Here is a 17,412-nt window from a genome sequence, read left to right as displayed (position 1 = left end):
ATATGTATTTTATATACTTTTGCTATAATAAAATTATCATGTTCATCGAACAAAGGAGGGGTTTGGTTGAAAATACGGTTAGGTCTTCTTGGCCCTTCAGACTCGATTGAATTTGTCGAAGCTGTCTTGAAAAATTGGCCAGAGTTTATATTTACCTCGATAGAATGTCTAGCACAAGAGGATTTAGATGAAAAAGTGACACCTTTATTGATGGAAGAAATGGATATGTGGCTGTGTACAGGGCCCATCACCTATAATATTGTGCAAAGTTGGAACCAACTAAAGACACCAGTTTTTTATGTTATGTATAAAGGATCATCCTTATATAAAACCGTGTTAAAGGTATTGTACGAACACAAAATCGACGTGAATGAAATTAGCTACGATGCTGGTAATAGTGATGCATGGGAGCAGGCCTTGGTGGAGGCAGGGATTGAAGTAAAGCCTAAATTTGTGGAATCGGAGACAATTTCATTAAAAGAGCTTGTGCACTATCATTTTAAGCTTTGGGAAAGTGGCCAAACAAAGGCTGCCATTACTGGTCATCCCATTCATCATGAACTACAACTGCTAGGTGTTCCAACCTATCGATTGTTCCCATCCTCGATGGCTGTAGAGGCTGTTATTACGAATATGCTACGAACATATGAAATGCTACGCTATAAGGCGACTCAAATTGCTGTACAAATAATCGAAATTGATCCATTTTTAGGAATCGCAAAAAATAACTTCTCAACAGATGAGCTGTTTAGAATGGAACTTAAGATAATGGAGCATTTGCTGACGTACACAAAAAGCATCCATGGTTCCATTAAATCTACAAGATTTGGGCGTTATGTGATTTTCACTACGAGAGGCTTAATGGAGGATATAACGAAGAATTTTAACCAAATGCCTGATATAGAAGATTTCACACCGCTAGATCAAGAGGCCATGACTTGTGGAATTGGGATTGGTCAAACGGTATATGACGCAGAAATAAACGCTGGAAATGCCTTATTGCATGCAAAGGAATGCGGTAAGGGTTCATGGATGGTTTGTTTTGATGATAAAAAAATTGCAGGACCGCTTGGAAAGCCTGAACAACTTACATACTCCTATACCTCAGAAGAATTAGAGGCTTTAAGTCAGAAAACCACCTTAAGTGTGATGACATTAAATAAGTTAAAGTCCTCATTGAAAAAATTAGCAAGTGATGAGCTGAATGCTAATGAGCTAGCAAAATATATGCAGATACCAGCTCGAAGTGCGCGCAGAATATTAACAACCCTTGAGGAAAAAGGATTTGCTGAAGTCGTTGCAGAGGAGAAACCCCATACACGCGGACGTCCACGTAAGGTTTATAAAATTTCTCCATTCTAAGGAGAGTCCATAGATATATGGACTCTCTTGTTATGCTATGAGCGAATTTTGTATTGCTTTACATCTGATGGCAGAGGGGAAGTGTATACCTCACCAGCTCGACGTTCAATTAATTCTGCCTTCGCTTGTTCAATTAATTCTGGTTGTAGAAGGACATCCAGTGCTGTAGAAGCCATAACTTTCCCTGCATGAAGCATGCCTTTATGTGCTAAGGAAGTTGTCCCTGTTGCTACGATTTGCCATGTATGAAGAGGGGTTCCAAGTGGTTCACATGCGGTCATGCATTGTGCAGTTGGGACAAGCCAGCTAACATCACCTACATCAGTTGATCCAGCCATAAATTCATCAGGCTTAAATGGATCAATAATATCCGCAATATCTTTTCCAGCTAATTGACGATTTCTTTGCACATCCACCTTTTTTTCCTCTTCCGATAGTGTTTTACGAATAGCACTAGCAAATTGTATTTCCTCATCTGAATAAGAAGGTGTACCTAATTTAATGAAGTTTTCATACATAACCTGTTCTAATGTTGTATTTGGAAGCACATTAGAAAGAGCTGAGGCTAGATCTATTTCTACCTCAGTACCAGTCATCAGAGCAGCACCTCTTGCAATTTCACAAATACGTTGGTAGATATCCTCCGTTTGAGAAACTCTTGGAGCTCTTACAAAATACAAAACTTCTGCCTCTGCTTGTACAACATTTGGAGAAAAACCACCTGTATTTGTAATGGCATAATGGACTCTTGCTTCAGGAATGATATGCTCTCGTAAATAATTTACTCCTATATTCATCAACTCCACAGCATCAAGAGCACTTCTCCCTAAGTGTGGGCTAGCAGCTGCATGGGCGCTTTTACCTTTAAATTTAAAGTACACTTCGTAACAAGCGAGTGTGGCAACCGACATAATATTATTTGTTGTTCCTGGATGCCAAGTCAAAGCAATATCAACATCATCAAAAACACCCTCTCTTGCCATAAAGGTCTTACCGCCACCGATTTCTTCCCCGGGACAACCGTAATAACGGACCGTTCCTTCGATATTGTTCTCTTGCATGTAATCACGTAATGCAATAGCAGCACCAAGTGAACCTGTACCTAATAAATTATGTCCACACCCATGACCGTTACCTCCTGCTGCTTGTGGATTTGGCTGCGCTATACCGCCATGTTGACTTAAACCAGTAAGCGCATCAAATTCTCCTAGAAATGCGATAACAGGATTGCCATGACCAGACGTTCCTATGAAGGCGGTTTCAATTTGGGCAACACCTTTCTCCACTTCAAAACCTTCATCCTCTAGTGCTTTGCTTAATAGTTCAGCAGATTTAAATTCTTCAAATCCTGTTTCAGCATATTGCCAGATTTGATTACTCACTTCAATTAATTTTTCTCGTTTTTCTTCAATAATTTGTGATAGTCTACTATGTTTGGTCAAATAAACTCACCCTTACCTTTCTTTTTATGCATGATCAATTAAACTACTATTCTTTGATGGAATTCTATAGAATACCGCACAGATTACCACGATGACTAAGGCGCCGATTAGGAAGAAGAAGGCTGCTTGGAATGAGCCTCCAAAACCATCAATAAGAGCACCCATGGCTGTTGGGGCAATAAAGCCAGCCATACCACTAGCGAAATACATCATGCCTAAAAAAGAGCCTATAATTTTTTGAGAAACATACTTAAGCGGAATGGCCAAAATTGCCATTGAAATGGCTGAATCCCCTATAGAGAAGATACTCTGAAAGGAAATCGCTAACTGAATACTCGATGCATTAAACATCATATAAAGGCATAGGCCTGAAACAATGGCACCAATCAATACAATTATTTTTTCTTTTCCAGCAAGTCCTTTATCAATTAAAAATCCTGTGATAATAGCTGCGATTAATCCACAAGCCTGTGGAATCATAGCAAGTGATCCGACTTCTCGTAAATTTAAATTCCGCGTTTGTTCCAAATAGGAGGGAAGCCATGACGAGAAACCCCAATGGACTGTACTTGAGCAAAAGTACATCACGACAAGCATCCATAAAAATGAACTTTTATAGAGTTCTTTCATTGGACGACCATTTGAAGTTTCTGCCACCTGTTGTTTAATAAGCTTTGGGGGATTGTAAAACTTAAACAATAAAAGAGTGACAATTAGACCAACACCACCAATAATGTAAAACATTGTGCGCCAGCCCCAAGTATCAGCAATTAAACCAGCCAAATACAAAGCAAGAACACCACCAATTAATTGAGCAGCTAGAAGCATCGATTTAGCCCGTGCACGAACATCTTTTTTGAAAATCTCCGTAATGGCAACGCCACTGCCTGTCGGTAAACCACCATCACCAAGACCAAGAATAAAACGAATAGCTAAGATTGCCATAAAAGAGCCAATCATCCCCGTAAGTAGGGAGAAGAGGGAAATCATGAAAACAGCAATAACAATTATTTTCCGTGAGCCAAACTTATCAGAGGCCCATCCTGCTAGCAATGTCATCAGTGCACTGCTTAGCCAAAAGCTACTGATGACCAACCCGCTTTGTGTCTGTGTTAAATGTAATTCTTTGCTAATGGGGATAATGGCCACATTCATACCGAACAATGTTAATGAATCGACTAACCATGCTAGAAATAATAATGAAAAGATAAAATTTCGTTTGCCAACACTCAATTGCGTATGTAACTCACTCATTCAATTCTTCCTCCTTTTTAGGACGCTTTATTTTTATTTAAGGACAATAAAGGTCTTGTCCGTTATTATAAATACATTATTGTTATTTTTCAATATATTTTGATTTCGAGTACAATGAAATTTTGAGGAGATAGAGAAAAAAGTGTAGATAAAGGACGAAATTAAGCAAGGGGAGTAGATCATAAAAAATACTTCCCTTAAAACCTGTCCAAAGTTAGCATAAAAAGACAGGTTATATAGCAGTATCTATTTTAAGATGGAATCAAGGAGTGAAAGCAATGAGTTGGATTGAGTCGATACAAAAGGCCATTAATTATATGGAGGAGCATTTATTAGAGGATATTACGATTGAACAGATTGCGCAGGAGGTTAATTCTTCTGTCTTTCACTTTCAGCGAACATTTGCCATTTTGACAGATATGTCTATTGCAGATTATCTGCGGCGAAGAAGATTAACATTAGCTGCACAAGAATTGCTGGGTACTGAACAAAAAATAATCGATCTCGCCTACAAATACGGCTATGAAACTCCTGAAGCCTTTACTAAAGCGTTTCGAAAACAGCACCATGTTACGCCTAGTGAAGCAAGAAAGAAGCAAGGACCATTACAATCATATAATCGCCTGGTCATACAGGTAAGCTTGAAGGGAGCAGAACCAATGAAATATAAAATTATTGAAAAAGACAAGTTCCAAATTGTGGGGGTAAAAAGAACATACAACTGTCAAAATGGGGAGAATACAACGGAAATACCTCTATTTTGGCAAGAGGTAAACCAAAGTGGCTTTGATCACCAGCTATACCAATTAAATAATGGCACGGTCAATGGTGTATTAGGTGTTTGTGTACCAAATACTGAACAGGGACAAAAGGGCTTCATTGATTATTGGATTGCTACTGATCATGTAGGAGAAGTAGGGGAAGATCTCTTAACAATGGAAGTACCTGCATCCAAATGGGTTATCTTTGAAGTACATGGACCTATGCCTGATGCAATGCAAAATACGTGGAAACAAATTTATTCAGAGTGGTTCCCATCCAACCCATATGAACCAGCAGGAACAGCAGAGTTGGAGGTTTATCCTGAAGAGGATGCTTATAGCCCTGATTCGTATTCAGAAATTTGGATTCCAATTAAATAACAAGAAAGCCAAGGATGCTATACTAGTGCATCCTTGGCTTTTATTATTCTATTAAAAAAATTTACCCTTTTTTTAGTTTTGCTAAAGATGTAAAATATATATATGTTTAAAATGAACGGTTTAGCGATGTTTATTAATCGTTACATAATTTCATGAGGGGGTTAAGAAATGATGAGAGGTACGATTCAAAACAAACGTGTTGAAATTTCACAAGAGGATGCACAGCAATACTTAAAGTTGGGAAAAGTTGCGCATGTTGCAACAGTTGATGAGGAAGGTTTTCCTTATGTTATTCCGTTTGTCTATGTATATGAAGGGGAGGACAAACTATACTTGCATATTGGTAATCTTCGAGAAAGTCACTTTTGGTCAAATATCAAACAAAATCCTAAAATTTGTATAGAAGTTTGCGATATGGGTGATTTACATCCAGGCAAAAAATATGCCTGTCAATCCGCACTAGTTTATCAAAGTGTTGTTTTGTTTGGACATATCGAAAGAATTGAAGAGGAAACGAAAAAAGAATGGTTCTTTGATGCGTTACTGGAGAAGTATGGCAAGCCTGAATGGACATTTGAAAGAGAAGGCTATCCGATTATGCCGAAAATTGAACTATTTGAAGTAAAAATAGAAAAGCTGACAGGGAAAATGAATAACGGCATGTATCATTAATCAAAAAGGCTAAGTATTGGTTGAATTCTACCATGCTTAGCCTTTTCTTCTTACGATTTTGTTAAAGTGTAAAGTTGTAGAGTATCTTCAGTATTGTGCTTCTCTTGGTAAATGAAATTCAATTTTTTTAAAACCTTGATTGAATTGATATTGGCAGCGTCAACTTCTGCAGCAATTGTTTCCATTTTTAAGTGCTTAAAGGCATAATCAATTAAAGCAGTTATAGCTTCTGTTGCATAGCCTTTTCCCCAATATTCCTTGCCCAAATCATAGCCAATCTCTGTTAGAGCATTGTCATAATCAAGCATATTAAAGCCACATGACCCAATGATATGATTGGATGCCTTTTCAAAAATAGAGAAGCGGATTGCCTTGTGTTGCTTAGCTAATTGTTCTAGAAGTTCAATCATTTCCAAGGCTTGCTCTTCTTGTGTAAACTGAGTAATGTTCATATACTTGGTTACATCAGGATCAGACCAAATGGTTAATAAACTTTTAGCATCAGCTTTCTCCATTTTTTGTAACCGCAATCTTTCCGTGTCGATATTTTCAATCAATACTTTTACCTCCAAAATTATGATGATGTTGGATGAAAAATATTGCTATCTGCGCATAATTCAGTCCCTTCATATGGATATAAGTTTATTATAATAGAAATGATACATACTGCAAAATACTGGAGGAAATAGCATGATAAAAGTCTCGGAAGAGCAATATCCTATCATTAAACAATTTATTTCAAGAGCCCCGACATTTGTGTATAGTATACTAGATCGAATGATAGAAGGAGCTGTCTATTCTGATACAGCTGCTTTTCAAACATTATTATTTCACACGAAATCAGGGATATACTATGTATATGGCAATGAAAATAAGACTTCGATTGATTATCAGCTTGCCTATTGTTTTCAACAGGCTATAGAACAACAGAAACGGTTTACCTTATTTTCTTATTCTGAACAGTGGAATACTAAAATCGAACATTTGTTAAATAATCAACTGAGAAAGCTAGAACGCTATACATTTACATTTGATGAAAATATTTATAATCATAGAGAGAAGCATGGGGAACGTGACTACGAAGTCAAATTTATTACTGAACCCTTGATTAAAAATTCACTGGAATTTGATCAGACATATTATGAGGAATATTGGGATTCTACCTCTAATTTCCTCAAAAATGGCTTTGGCTTTTGTTTCGTACATAAAGAACAAATCATTAGTGAAGCGGTCTCTATATTTAAATCAAATGAGTATGCAGAAATTGATATTATGACAGATTCGAATTTTAGAGGACAAGGATTAGCAAGTAGCATTGCAGAAACATTTATAGATCATTGTCTTGTCAACCAGCTAAAGCCTTGTTGGGATTGTGACATTTCGAATACAGGATCCATTCACCTAGGCACAAAGCTTGGTTTTACGACACCACAAAAATATGCTATCTATACAAAAAAGTAGCCCACGCGGTTATTAAAAACATCGTGAGCTTTATCTGCTTTTAAAAGAAACGATTTCGTAATTCAAAAACTCGATAGAATAGTCTAGCGTCTCTAGCCATTTTATTTGGAGCGTTCATATGGGGACGGAGGCATTGTTGAAACAATTCATCACAGTATTTTGTGCTACCGTGGCGTTCATAGCATTCATCATGCAGTTTACAGCAAGCATCCACTGCATTTGTAGGCGTACCTGGTCCTGAGCAGCCAGGACCACAGTATCGGTAGCCGGGATAACAAAAACCGAGCTTGCGATTTCTATTCATCTTCTAAACCTCTCTTTTCGATGTTTTTACTATAAAATATGTAATATTTCATCGTAGAAGAGGATAAAAAACTATAAGACTATTCTTTTTGATTTGTAAGGTTCCTGTAAGCTTAAAAATAATTACTTGTAAGGATGGGGAGTTATGCTAGCTATAGCATAAAAGATAAGGAGTTTTTCAACATGAATCCATCCGTTACACAAAAAGAACGAATCATTGCCTTAGATATTATTCGAGGATTAGCGTTATTTGGTATTTTATTTATTAATGTAGGTGCCTATCAGCTCTTGATGGAGGGTGCACCAATGCCTGATATGAGTGGAATCAATGGGGTTATTGATTCACTTATTAATATTTTTATAGAAAAGAAATTTTTCTCTATCTTTTCATTCCTATTTGGGGTTGGTTTTTATATTTTTGCTACACGTGCAGAAGCGCGGGGAGATAGACCGAGAATGCGCTTTGCAAGACGCTTATTGGCTCTATTGGTTATAGGTATTATTCATATTTTTATTTTTTGGGGCTCTATCCTAGCCATTTACGCAGTGATTGGTTTTTTATTGCTACCATTTTACTCTGCGAAGGTTTCAACCATTTCTAAATGGTTGTTTACGATTATCACACTGCATATTCTGGCATTATTAGGACAAATGTATATGCCGTCTAATACAGTTTCGTCAGCTATATTTGGCTTTTTAGGCAATGATGCCGTAGCCATCTTTATTATGTTTTTAAGTGGATTTTTAGTAGCAAAAGCTGATTGGATTGGGCACATTGGAGCGCATAGTCAAAAAATAAAATGGTTGCTTTATAGTACTTTCCCGTTCTTTATTGGATGCTCATTATGGATTTGGTTTGCCTCACAAGCAGAAGACCAACAGCTTCAATCTATCATTGGCTTAGGGGTTGTTCCAACAACCTATTTTTATCTAAGTTGTTTGTTTATTCTATTAGAACATAAAACAATAGCGAAGCTACTTCAGCCAATTGGACGTGTGGGGCAAATGGCCTTTACAAACTATTTAGCGCAAAGCTTTATTGGAACAGCCATCATTTCATTAATGGGGCTAGAAGTAGTTTCACCATCAGAGATTGTAGTGATAGCGAGTATTACGTTTATCATTCAAATAATTTTTAGCGTGATTTGGTTTAAGTTCTTTACAATAGGACCATTTGAAAAATTATGGCGATATATGACTTATGGAAAAAAAGTCGTGTCCAAACAATCGTAAAATACTGTAAATCCCAAACAATCCTACTGTTTGGGATTTTTTCTGCTAAAATAAATTGTATGTTTTTGTAAAAAATGAAACCTAAAATAGGAGATAATCGTAAACTAGGTACCAGAAATAAAGGAGCGTTTATAATATGGCTAAGCAAATAAAAAAATATATGGCTGTGACAACGGCATCTTTGATGGCTGTGCAGCTTGCAGCATGTGGAAATAGTGAAACTCAAACAGCAGAAGAATACCCTTTAACTACTTCTAATCAGATAACTGAAGATCAAAATCAAGCAAATACAAGTGATGAAATAGAAAGTGTTTACAATAGTGAAATGGCTGATGCCTGTGATGAATGGCAAGAAGGTGATGATGGTTCCTTTGAATGTATCGATGAAAATTCACCTTACTATGCCCAGCATTTCTTTAATGGTTTGATGTATGCAACGGCTGGAGCCATGATAGGAAGTGCGATATATAAAAGTCGCAATTTAAAAAATGGTACAGATCGGAATGAGCAAAACAATGGTGGCGGCTCAGCAGTGCCACGATCGTCATCAAGCGCTAAGGATGAAAGTAAACAAACAAATGGTATAACAAACAGTACGCAAAATAAGGCTAGTTCAACTTCAGGTAGCTCAACTTCAAGTGGATCAAATTCTTATTCGAGTGGACAACGCTCCTATTCGACGGATAGTTCATCTAAGAGTTCCAATTCCTACTCCAATAGCTCTTCCTCAAGCACAGGAAAATCGGGCTTTGGTTCAGGTGGGGCATCTCGTGGCGGCTCGTCCTCCTCGTAAGGTTAGGATAGGGAGTGAAGAACATGATGAATCACACACAGCAACGACAAGCATTTTACTCAAAATTCCCTGACTTCTTTCCTGACTTTGAGGATTTAGAGTACGCATTATATGATGTTTTAGAATTGCCAAAGCAACAAATTGATCAACTTCATTATGCAACACAAATGCTTTGGCGCATCTTTTTAAAAGTCGGGAAACAATTTAAACATTTATCGGTCGATCAGCTCTTAGCCTTAGGTATTCGACCAGAAATGATCCCATATATTCAATTAGATTATTTACAGCAGCAATCAATTCTGGCACGATTTGATTTTATTTGTACAGAGGAGGGCTACATTAAATGTTTAGAGTTAAATGGAGAAACCCCTTTTCTTGTACAAGAAACCTTCAAGATGAATGACGCACTATGTCAGCATTTTGGCTATAAAAATCCCAATGATGTAACAGCCTTACAAAAAGCATTGTCGGGCGCTCTTTTTGCTGCCATTCAATATTTACATAATGTCAAAAAGCCGAAGATTGTCATCACAGGAAAAACAGCGAAAGAGGACTACGAAGAGTATTGCCAGGTACAGTTTATCAAGTCCTGTATTCCTTTTGACATTGAGTATGTGCCCATACAAAAGCTTATTATCTTTTCTAATGACACGTCCGAGGTAGCACAAGGTCTTTATACACCTACAATGGAGAAAATTGATATTTTATTTAGACCCGCACACCCTGTAGAGTTTTTAATAGATGATGTGGCAGCAGATGGTGATCGCATTGGCTTGCATCTTTTAGAGCTTGTCAAAAAACGACAGCTAGCCATTATTAATCCACCTGCTGCCTATGTATTACAATCGAAAATCTTATTATGGTTAATATGGGAGCGGAGAAATGATCCATTGCTCTTTACTTCCGAGGAACGTGCAGCTATTTTGCAATATATGCTTCCTACATACCTTACAGCAGAACCATTTATTCGCGATGATGTACCCTATGTCAAGAAGCCTGTTTATTCTCGTGAGGGAAATACAGTAGAAATTTACGCAGGAAGTGGGCGGAGAGTAAATGCTTCTACATCCAAACACTATGATGATAATTTGTTTATTTACCAACAGTATGTGGAGATGCCTAGTATAACAGTGCAGTTAAAAGAAGGATATCGTGCTAAGAAGTGGCTAATTGGCTCATTTGTTGCTGATAATCGTGCATGTGGTTTAAGCTGTCGGGTAGGCAATCAAATTACAGAATGGGATTCACATTGGTTAGCCGTTGGTTACAAGGAATAGCAAATCTATAGTGCTGAAAAACAAAACCACCCATAAAATTTTTTTAGAAGGTGAAAATGGATTGCCGTTGCAGGCTACTTGCTTTCCTGTGGGCGAGCGCCGAACCGCTTCCTTCGCTCCGTGCAGGGTTTCGCCTGACTCGCTATCCCACGGGAGTCAAGTAGCCTTCCACTCCAACCTACAAAAGTGTTATCTTTTTAGCAAAGGTTTTCAAATAAAGTGAAGGTGTTCACTTCTTGTCACTCATCACTTCTCCACATTGAAAATAAGAGCTTATCCCCGCTATGAATACAGATAATGGGCGATTTTATTACTATGCTACTATTAAAAAAGTAAAGACACTTTGCAGAATGGTTGATTGAAGAGGAGCCAGCGTCACACCTAGGGGATTTAGCGTCACTGATGAGAGCCTGGAGCGAACGTAAGTGAGAGAAGCGGCTCATTGGACGCCCCCTGGAATGGACGCTGGCGGAACGGAAATCAACCCTTACCCTGCCAAAAGGTATTATTTCTCCTAGCGATATTATCTTTTTTCAACAACATGAATTGGCGAGACTTTTTAAAGTATCGCCAATCGTTTGGTCCTTATTCATTCCAGCCTTTACAGACATCAATCCATTCTTTATAGGGAGCATATGTTTCAAGTTCTGAAATGGTTACCTCAATGGCTGAATTACTACTACCGCACGCTGGAAATACTGTAGTAAAACGTTTTAAAGATTCATCTAAATAAATGGCTACGCCCTCATTCACACCAAAAGGGCATACACCTCCGACATCATGGCCGATCATCGTCTCCACATCATCTTTGGATAACATCTTTGCCTTCGTACCAAATACGGCTTTATATTTTGCATTATCGATTTTTGCGTCACCAGCAGCCACAATTAAGATCGCTCCATCATTTACAAGAAAAGATAAAGATTTTGCTATGCGCTCTGGCTCACAGCCAAGCGCCTGTGCTGCTAACTCAACTGTTGCGGAGCTTTCTTCTAATTCTTGTATTTTGTGTTCTACATGCCATTGTGCTAAATGGCGACGTACTTTTTCAATTGCCATATGTACACCCTCCTACTTGTATCAATTATGCCCTAGCATAGGTTGTCGAGATTTTTTGAGATTTTCGAAAAGATCCCTTTTCTATAGTTGATATACCACCTTCATACAAAAAGCATTCATTAAATCCAGACAAAATTAATTTTACCATAATTTTCAGAATATATAGTTGTGAATGCTTTATCTTTCGGGTACCATTGGTGTAAGGAGTGTAAAATTACACTAGGGAGGTCTTTGTATGCTTAAGTTTATACAAATAGTATCGATACTAATTGGTTTATCCGTTGTGACATTAATAGTGGCATTCATGATCACATTGAGTGGTGGGCTGCATTTAATTAATTTGGTCTTTACTATACCCATTTGTTTATTTGTCTGGATTGTATGTAGTATGTTTAAATGGACCAATACAAAAAAACGAAGGGGCTTGCTATTTGGTGTCATGGGAATCGCCCTGTTGATTGCAGCCATGAAACCGATTCAACATTATTATAAAATGAGTATTCCCACTGTTGATGCGGAAATTGATGTAACAGTCTATCAGCCATTTGTCCCTGGCAATGAAATAGTGAAAAATAAAGCTTCCTTACAATTGACAGAGTCATTACCACGACTAGATGGTGCAACAGCCATGTACCCTTTATATGCGGCTTTTGTGGAGGCTACGTATCCCAAAGGGGAATATCCTCCATATAATAGTAGAGTTCAAGTAAGTCGTACACCAGAGGCCTATCAAAATTTAATAGCTGGAGATGTTGATTTAATCTTTGTGGCAGCCCCGTCCATCTCACAAGAATGGCAGGCAGAAAAGGAAGGACTTACATTTGATATGACGCCAATTGGTCGAGAGGCATTTGTCTTTTTTGTGCATCGTAAAAATAAAATCGATAATTTAACACTTGAGCAGGTCAAAAAAATATATGCTGGAGAAATAACTAATTGGCGTGAAGTGGGTGGGGAGGATGAGGCCATTCGTGCTTTCCAACGCCCAGCAGATAGTGGAAGCCAAACGACACTAGAAAAGCTGATGGGCAATACGCCAATCATGGAGGCACCCACTGAAGATGTTGCATCAGGAATGGGTGGAATCATTCGTGAAGTGTCGCAATATCGAAATTATAAAAATGCCTTGGGCTTTACGTTTAGATATTATTCTACAGAGATGGTTGGTAACAAAAAGATCAATTTACTATCCATTGACGGAGTAGCACCAACAAAAGAGAATATTCAAAATGGTACATATCCTTTAGTGTCTGAATTTTATGCCATCACAGCAGGAACGGAAAATCAAAATGTACAGAAACTGATTGATTGGATACTTTCTGAGGAAGGGCAGGCAATGGTAGAAAAGGTTGGCTATGTACCAGTGGAAAATCATTGAATAGTTTGCTATACTAAGAGTAATAATCGAATAAAAGTTTTCTAGGGTTCCGTAGCGCTTGCTAGTCTGGTCCGAGAGAAAACCACAAATTGATTTTGTGACACGGAAGGATAAAAGCCTGGGAGATACTGTTTAAAGACAGTTTCTTCAGGCTTTTTTTGTTTGGCTAAAATCAAGTCATTTGGCGAATGCTGAAAAAGTAGTTGGAGCATCCAATTATTCGGCCGTGTCTTATAAAATGGAGGGATTTATGATGAATAAACAATGGATCAGCGTCATTATAGCGGCTTGCTTTGAAGTTGGCTGGGTCATTGGGTTAAAGCATGCAACAAGTGTACTAGAATGGATTGGTACAGCAATTGCCATTTTTATTAGTTTTTATTTGCTCATTAAAGCAGGTGAGCATCTACCAGTTGGGACCGTTTATGCAATCTTTGTCGGATTAGGAACAGCTGGTACTGTATGTGCGGATAGCTTGCTATTTGGAGAGCCGTGGAAATTAGCAAAAATCATATGTATTGTTGTGTTACTTGCAGGAGTTGTAGGCTTAAAGCTAGTAACAGGAGAGCCTAAGGAACAAGAGGTGAGTGAATAATGGCATGGATGGCATTAGTTGTTGCAGGGTTATGTGAAATGTTGGGCGTATATATGATTAGTAAATATAATAAGACAAAGAGTATGAAAAATTTAGGACTGTTGATTGGTGCATTCACCTTAAGTTTTGCAGGCCTTGCCTATGCGATGGAAACATTACCAATGGGTACTGCCTATGCGATCTGGACAGGGATTGGTGCAGCTGGGGGAGCGCTGCTAGGTATGCTGTTTTTTAATGAATCTAAGGACTGGCGACGCATTGTTTGTATTATCCTTGTATTAGGATCAGCAATCATGTTGAAATTGCTATCATAATTAATCAGGCACTCCTCTTATGCAGGAGTGCCTGTTTTTATATTATTTTTTTACGTCTTTTGTCCATTCAGCCACTTTATCTGGATTAGCATCAACCCATTCTTTCGCAGCGTCTTTTGGATCTTTACCATCCATTACTTCTAACATAACACTTTCTAAATCTTCTGCTGTCCAGTGGAAGTTATCGAGTACTGAATATACATCTGGTAAATCTTCTTTTAAGCCTTTACGTACGAATGTATTAATCGTTTCTTCTCCACCATATACACCCTTTGGATCTTCTAAGTATTTAAGATCATATTTCGCAAATTTCCAGTGTGGTGACCAGCCTGTGACAATAATCTCTTCCTTATCTTTCAGTGCTTTTGATAATGCAGTTGTCATCGCACCAGAAGAAGAAGTAATAAAGTTCCAATCTGCTAAATTATCATATTCTTCTAATGCTTTTTCTGTAGCAGCAGTAATGCCCGCACCTGGCTCAATACCAGTGATTGTATGATCTGCTTCATTAGATAAATCTTCAATAGAATTGACATCCATATAGCTTGGTACAACTAAACCAATTTTTGCACCAGCAAGGTTTTCACCTAGCTCATCTAAATCAGCTTTATATTTTTCATATTGTGAAGCATGTGTATGTGGTAGCCAAGCAGCAACCATTCCATCAGCCTCTCCTTTCGAGACAGCCTCCCACATGATCGCATTATCCAAAGGAGTTAATGTTACATCATAACCTAAATCTTCGAGTACCTGCCCAACAACATTCGTTGAGGCAATTTCTGTATCCCACTCAACATAGGCTAGGTTTACCTCCTTAGAATCACTGTTTTTTCCAGAACTTGAGCCTGAGTCGCCTCCACTACATGCAGCAAGCATGAAGCCTAGACCTAGAGCCATTCCTAACTTTGATAGTGTTTTCAGTTTCATCGAATCTCCCTTTCTCTTCATCATTTTGTATCCAAACTGCCGACATCCACAGGAGGATGGATGGTAGCAAGAAAGATGACATTTCTATAATGCTTTCTTTTTATTGAGGCTTTGTGTTAAACGGTCAATAATGATCGCGAAAATAACTAAGCCTAATCCTGCAACGAAGCCATTCCCAACTTGAGTACGTTGAAGGGCTGTTAATACTTCACGTCCTAGACCAGGAGCCCCAATCATAGAGGCAATAACTACCATAGAAAGTGACAGCATAACGGTTTGGTTAATCCCTGCCATAATGGTTGATTTAGCAAGGGGGATTTCTACTTTAAATAATTTTTGGCTAGCTGTACTACCATAGGAGTCTGCAGCTTCCACTAATTCTTTTGGTACTTGACGAATACCGAGGTTTGTCATACGTACAGTTGGGGGTAAAGCAAAGATAACGGATGCAAAGACACCAGGTACAATACCAATACCAAAAAAGGCAACAGCTGGAATTAAATAGACAAAGCCAGGCATTGTTTGCATGAAATCTAGTATTGGTTTAATAATGTTTTCAGCTACCGTTGATTTTGACATTAAGATACCTAGTGGAATACCGATGATGATGGATATAATACTGGAAAAGATCACAAGCGTGGTTGTTTCCATAAGATGAGTCCATAATCCTTGGTTATAGATAAACAACAAGCCAATTAATGAGAATGCAGCAAGCCCTAACTTTTTGCCTGAAACGAAGAAGGCAAATATCACGACAAGAAGTATAAGAATAATGGCTGGGATACTAATTAATAAATCAGTGACCTGATTCATGAGTAGTTTTCCGAATTGCTGAATAGAGTTAAAGAACGCTGAAAAATTACTCGTCAACCAGTCCATAGCTGATTCTACCCACGGAGCTAGTGGTAATGTTGGAATATTATCTAAAAAGTTATTCATGTGATTCGGCCTCCTCATCGCTAGTTGACAGTGCTTGGATGACAACGCCCCTAATTAGTACACCAAGCAAGCGACCATCTTTCACAACGGCAATAGGAGTAGGAGAATTATAAATCATCCCTAAAATATCCTGTAGTAGCATATCTGGTGGAACAGTTAATACTTCTGATTGCACAATAGAATGGACGGTTTGCTCTTGTTTCTTCGCTGCAGCTAGTGCATCGTCTGCAGTGATATAGCCTTTTAAATGTCTATTTTTATCAACAGCCATTAATAAACTTACAGCCTCTTGACGCATACGCTTTAGTGCCACTTTAGGGCCATCTAGGTCTGTATTGACATAAACTGGACGTACCATGACATTTTCAGCTGTCAATACTTTAGAACGATCCACATCTTCCACGAATGTTTTGACATAATCATTTGCTGGGTTGGTTAATATTTCTTCACCCGTACCAATCTGAATGATAGAGCCATCCTTCATAATGGCAATGCGATCCCCAATGCGTAATGCTTCATTTAAATCATGTGTGATAAATAAAATTGTTTTTTTCAATGTTTGTTGTAGATCGAGTAGCTCATCTTGCATTTCCTTGCGAATCAATGGATCAAGTGCTGAAAATGCTTCATCCATTAGTAATATTTCAGGATCATTAGCAAGGGCTCGTGCTAAACCAACACGCTGCTGCATACCACCTGATAACTGATTTGGATACTGGTCTTTATAAGCGAGTAATCCAGCATTTTCTAAAGCCTGTTCAGCTTTTGCTTGCCGTTCTTCTTTTGAAATACCTCGAATTTCAAGGCCATATTCGGTATTTTGAAGTAATGTACGATGGGGGAATAAACCGAAGTTTTGGAAAACCATGCTCATTTTGTTTCTTCGTACAGACCGTAGACTTTCTTTTCCCATGGTAGAAATATTTTCTCCATCGATATATATATTTCCGCTCGTTGGTTCAATTAGGCGGTTTAGGAGCCGTATAAGCGTGGATTTGCCACTTCCTGACAATCCCATAATAACAAAGATTTCTCCTTCGTTGACAGTAAAGCTTGCATCGTATACTCCAACAGTTGCACCTGTTTCTTTTAAGATATCAGTCTTACTTTTTTGTTGCTTAACGAGTTCTAGTGCTTGGGGAATATGTTTGCCAAACACTTTCGATACGTGTTCTATTTTAATTTTTTCCATAGAAGCACTCCTTTCGTAGATTATTACTATGTGAGGATAATGATACCCAAAAATAAACAAGTAACAACC

General features: G+C 38.1%; 18 protein-coding genes and 1 riboswitch. Of the genes, 10 read left to right on the top strand and 8 right to left on the bottom strand.

What is annotated here, in order from left to right:
- Nucleotides 1-66 precede the first annotated feature (66 nt).
- On the top strand, nucleotides 67-1,362 hold the full coding sequence (locus ACMGGO_RS16430) for a transcriptional regulator (RefSeq protein WP_048391274.1): 1,296 nt from the start codon (nucleotides 67-69) through the stop codon (nucleotides 1,360-1,362).
- A gap of 35 nt (nucleotides 1,363-1,397) precedes the next feature.
- Here the strand turns inward: ACMGGO_RS16430 and ACMGGO_RS16425 are convergent, their stop codons facing one another.
- Together ACMGGO_RS16425 and ACMGGO_RS16420 are read right to left on the bottom strand one after the other, a co-directional pair.
- Nucleotides 1,398-2,804 carry a M20 family metallopeptidase gene (locus ACMGGO_RS16425; protein WP_374805590.1) on the bottom strand — a complete coding sequence of 469 codons (1,407 nt, stop codon included), beginning with the start codon at nucleotides 2,802-2,804 and terminating at the stop codon, nucleotides 1,398-1,400.
- A 24-nt stretch (nucleotides 2,805-2,828) separates the two neighbouring features.
- The gene (locus tag ACMGGO_RS16420) at nucleotides 2,829-4,058 is read right to left on the bottom strand and encodes an MFS transporter (RefSeq protein ID WP_048391272.1); all 1,230 of its coding nucleotides are present in this window, start codon (nucleotides 4,056-4,058) and stop codon (nucleotides 2,829-2,831) included.
- A gap of 278 nt (nucleotides 4,059-4,336) precedes the next feature.
- On the opposite strand from ACMGGO_RS16420, the gene ACMGGO_RS16415 reads away from it, so the two are divergent.
- Nucleotides 4,337-5,200, top strand: a complete 864-nt coding sequence (locus ACMGGO_RS16415) for an AraC family transcriptional regulator (RefSeq protein ID WP_066036610.1) — start codon at nucleotides 4,337-4,339, stop codon at nucleotides 5,198-5,200.
- Nucleotides 5,201-5,368: 168 nt separating this feature from the next.
- Nucleotides 5,369-5,872, top strand: a complete 504-nt coding sequence (locus tag ACMGGO_RS16410; RefSeq protein ID WP_305193174.1) for a pyridoxamine 5'-phosphate oxidase family protein — start codon at nucleotides 5,369-5,371, stop codon at nucleotides 5,870-5,872.
- Between the two features lie 50 nt (nucleotides 5,873-5,922).
- Here the strand turns inward: ACMGGO_RS16410 and ACMGGO_RS16405 are convergent, their stop codons facing one another.
- The gene (locus tag ACMGGO_RS16405) at nucleotides 5,923-6,429 is read right to left on the bottom strand and encodes a GNAT family N-acetyltransferase (RefSeq protein ID WP_054550613.1); all 507 of its coding nucleotides are present in this window, start codon (nucleotides 6,427-6,429) and stop codon (nucleotides 5,923-5,925) included.
- A gap of 133 nt (nucleotides 6,430-6,562) precedes the next feature.
- On the opposite strand from ACMGGO_RS16405, the gene ACMGGO_RS16400 reads away from it, so the two are divergent.
- Nucleotides 6,563-7,333, top strand: a complete 771-nt coding sequence (locus tag ACMGGO_RS16400) for a GNAT family N-acetyltransferase (RefSeq protein WP_420282071.1) — start codon at nucleotides 6,563-6,565, stop codon at nucleotides 7,331-7,333.
- A 40-nt stretch (nucleotides 7,334-7,373) separates the two neighbouring features.
- Here ACMGGO_RS16400 and ACMGGO_RS16395 read toward each other — a convergent pair whose 3' ends face one another.
- Entirely contained in the window at nucleotides 7,374-7,637 is a 264-nt protein-coding gene (locus ACMGGO_RS16395) for a Parvovirus coat protein VP1-like protein (protein WP_081011051.1), read from the bottom strand.
- Between the two features lie 182 nt (nucleotides 7,638-7,819).
- On the opposite strand from ACMGGO_RS16395, the gene ACMGGO_RS16390 reads away from it, so the two are divergent.
- The 3 genes from ACMGGO_RS16390 to ACMGGO_RS16380 all read left to right on the top strand — a co-directional run bounded on the left by ACMGGO_RS16390 (nucleotide 7,820) and on the right by ACMGGO_RS16380 (nucleotide 10,939).
- Nucleotides 7,820-8,869 (top strand): DUF418 domain-containing protein, encoded by a 1,050-nt coding sequence (locus tag ACMGGO_RS16390; protein ID WP_420282070.1) that lies wholly within the window; start codon nucleotides 7,820-7,822, stop codon nucleotides 8,867-8,869.
- A gap of 136 nt (nucleotides 8,870-9,005) precedes the next feature.
- Nucleotides 9,006-9,662, top strand: coding sequence for a hypothetical protein (locus ACMGGO_RS16385; RefSeq protein WP_103117651.1), 657 nt, complete (start codon nucleotides 9,006-9,008; stop codon nucleotides 9,660-9,662).
- 23 nt (nucleotides 9,663-9,685) lie between these two features.
- Nucleotides 9,686-10,939 carry a glutathionylspermidine synthase family protein gene (locus ACMGGO_RS16380; RefSeq protein ID WP_420282069.1) on the top strand — a complete coding sequence of 418 codons (1,254 nt, stop codon included), beginning with the start codon at nucleotides 9,686-9,688 and terminating at the stop codon, nucleotides 10,937-10,939.
- Nucleotides 10,940-11,524: 585 nt separating this feature from the next.
- Here the strand turns inward: ACMGGO_RS16380 and ACMGGO_RS16375 are convergent.
- A complete protein-coding gene (locus ACMGGO_RS16375) occupies nucleotides 11,525-11,998 on the bottom strand; it encodes a YbaK/EbsC family protein (protein ID WP_004232289.1) in 474 nt (157 codons plus the stop codon).
- A 235-nt stretch (nucleotides 11,999-12,233) separates the two neighbouring features.
- On the opposite strand from ACMGGO_RS16375, the gene ACMGGO_RS16370 reads away from it, so the two are divergent.
- The 3 genes from ACMGGO_RS16370 (at nucleotide 12,234) to ACMGGO_RS16360 (ending at nucleotide 14,285) form a co-directional block, all read left to right on the top strand.
- Entirely contained in the window at nucleotides 12,234-13,376 is a 1,143-nt protein-coding gene (locus tag ACMGGO_RS16370) for a PstS family phosphate ABC transporter substrate-binding protein (protein ID WP_420282068.1), read from the top strand.
- A gap of 30 nt (nucleotides 13,377-13,406) precedes the next feature.
- A riboswitch (guanidine-I (ykkC/yxkD leader) is annotated at nucleotides 13,407-13,503 on the top strand.
- A 126-nt stretch (nucleotides 13,504-13,629) separates the two neighbouring features.
- Nucleotides 13,630-13,971 carry a DMT family transporter gene (locus ACMGGO_RS16365; RefSeq protein WP_004232293.1) on the top strand — a complete coding sequence of 114 codons (342 nt, stop codon included), beginning with the start codon at nucleotides 13,630-13,632 and terminating at the stop codon, nucleotides 13,969-13,971.
- Nucleotides 13,971-14,285: a multidrug efflux SMR transporter gene (locus ACMGGO_RS16360; protein WP_328025458.1), complete on the top strand. Its 315-nt coding sequence runs from the start codon at nucleotides 13,971-13,973 to the stop codon at nucleotides 14,283-14,285. Before ACMGGO_RS16365 ends, ACMGGO_RS16360 begins: the two co-directional genes overlap by 1 nt.
- A 42-nt stretch (nucleotides 14,286-14,327) precedes the next feature.
- Here the strand turns inward: ACMGGO_RS16360 and ACMGGO_RS16355 are convergent, their stop codons facing one another.
- The 3 genes from ACMGGO_RS16355 to ACMGGO_RS16345 all read right to left on the bottom strand — a co-directional run bounded on the left by ACMGGO_RS16355 (nucleotide 14,328) and on the right by ACMGGO_RS16345 (nucleotide 17,343).
- Complete coding sequence (locus ACMGGO_RS16355) at nucleotides 14,328-15,212, bottom strand: glycine betaine ABC transporter substrate-binding protein (protein WP_048391254.1); 885 nt, start codon at nucleotides 15,210-15,212, stop codon at nucleotides 14,328-14,330.
- An 84-nt stretch (nucleotides 15,213-15,296) separates the two neighbouring features.
- Nucleotides 15,297-16,151, bottom strand: a complete 855-nt coding sequence (locus ACMGGO_RS16350; RefSeq protein WP_048391252.1) for an ABC transporter permease — start codon at nucleotides 16,149-16,151, stop codon at nucleotides 15,297-15,299.
- Nucleotides 16,144-17,343 (bottom strand): quaternary amine ABC transporter ATP-binding protein, encoded by a 1,200-nt coding sequence (locus tag ACMGGO_RS16345; protein WP_048391251.1) that lies wholly within the window; start codon nucleotides 17,341-17,343, stop codon nucleotides 16,144-16,146. The genes ACMGGO_RS16350 and ACMGGO_RS16345 overlap by 8 nt, the downstream gene beginning before the upstream one ends.
- Nucleotides 17,344-17,412: the final 69 nt, after the last annotated feature.

The organism is Lysinibacillus sp. BNK-21, assembly GCF_048684915.1.
Classification (GTDB): Bacteria; Bacillota; Bacilli; order Bacillales_A; family Planococcaceae; genus Lysinibacillus; species Lysinibacillus capsici.
This window is presented reverse-complemented; position numbering and strand designations above follow the sequence as displayed.

Excerpts from the sequence above, each read along its gene's own strand:
- ACMGGO_RS16420 (WP_048391272.1), bottom strand. The coding sequence starts at position 4,058 with ATGAGTGAGTTACATACGCAATTGAGTGTTGGCAAACGAAATTTTATC.
- ACMGGO_RS16415 (WP_066036610.1), top strand. The coding sequence starts at position 4,337 with ATGAGTTGGATTGAGTCGATACAAAAGGCCATTAATTATATGGAGGAG.
- ACMGGO_RS16410 (WP_305193174.1), top strand. The coding sequence starts at position 5,369 with ATGATGAGAGGTACGATTCAAAACAAACGTGTTGAAATTTCACAAGAG.
- ACMGGO_RS16400 (WP_420282071.1), top strand. The coding sequence starts at position 6,563 with ATGATAAAAGTCTCGGAAGAGCAATATCCTATCATTAAACAATTTATT.
- ACMGGO_RS16395 (WP_081011051.1), bottom strand. The coding sequence starts at position 7,637 with ATGAATAGAAATCGCAAGCTCGGTTTTTGTTATCCCGGCTACCGATAC.
- ACMGGO_RS16390 (WP_420282070.1), top strand. The coding sequence starts at position 7,820 with ATGAATCCATCCGTTACACAAAAAGAACGAATCATTGCCTTAGATATT.
- ACMGGO_RS16385 (WP_103117651.1), top strand. The coding sequence starts at position 9,006 with ATGGCTAAGCAAATAAAAAAATATATGGCTGTGACAACGGCATCTTTG.
- ACMGGO_RS16380 (WP_420282069.1), top strand. The coding sequence starts at position 9,686 with ATGATGAATCACACACAGCAACGACAAGCATTTTACTCAAAATTCCCT.
- ACMGGO_RS16375 (WP_004232289.1), bottom strand. The coding sequence starts at position 11,998 with ATGGCAATTGAAAAAGTACGTCGCCATTTAGCACAATGGCATGTAGAA.
- ACMGGO_RS16370 (WP_420282068.1), top strand. The coding sequence starts at position 12,234 with ATGCTTAAGTTTATACAAATAGTATCGATACTAATTGGTTTATCCGTT.
- ACMGGO_RS16365 (WP_004232293.1), top strand. The coding sequence starts at position 13,630 with ATGAATAAACAATGGATCAGCGTCATTATAGCGGCTTGCTTTGAAGTT.
- ACMGGO_RS16360 (WP_328025458.1), top strand. The coding sequence starts at position 13,971 with ATGGCATGGATGGCATTAGTTGTTGCAGGGTTATGTGAAATGTTGGGC.
- ACMGGO_RS16355 (WP_048391254.1), bottom strand. The coding sequence starts at position 15,212 with ATGAAACTGAAAACACTATCAAAGTTAGGAATGGCTCTAGGTCTAGGC.
- ACMGGO_RS16350 (WP_048391252.1), bottom strand. The coding sequence starts at position 16,151 with ATGAATAACTTTTTAGATAATATTCCAACATTACCACTAGCTCCGTGG.
- ACMGGO_RS16345 (WP_048391251.1), bottom strand. The coding sequence starts at position 17,343 with ATGGAAAAAATTAAAATAGAACACGTATCGAAAGTGTTTGGCAAACAT.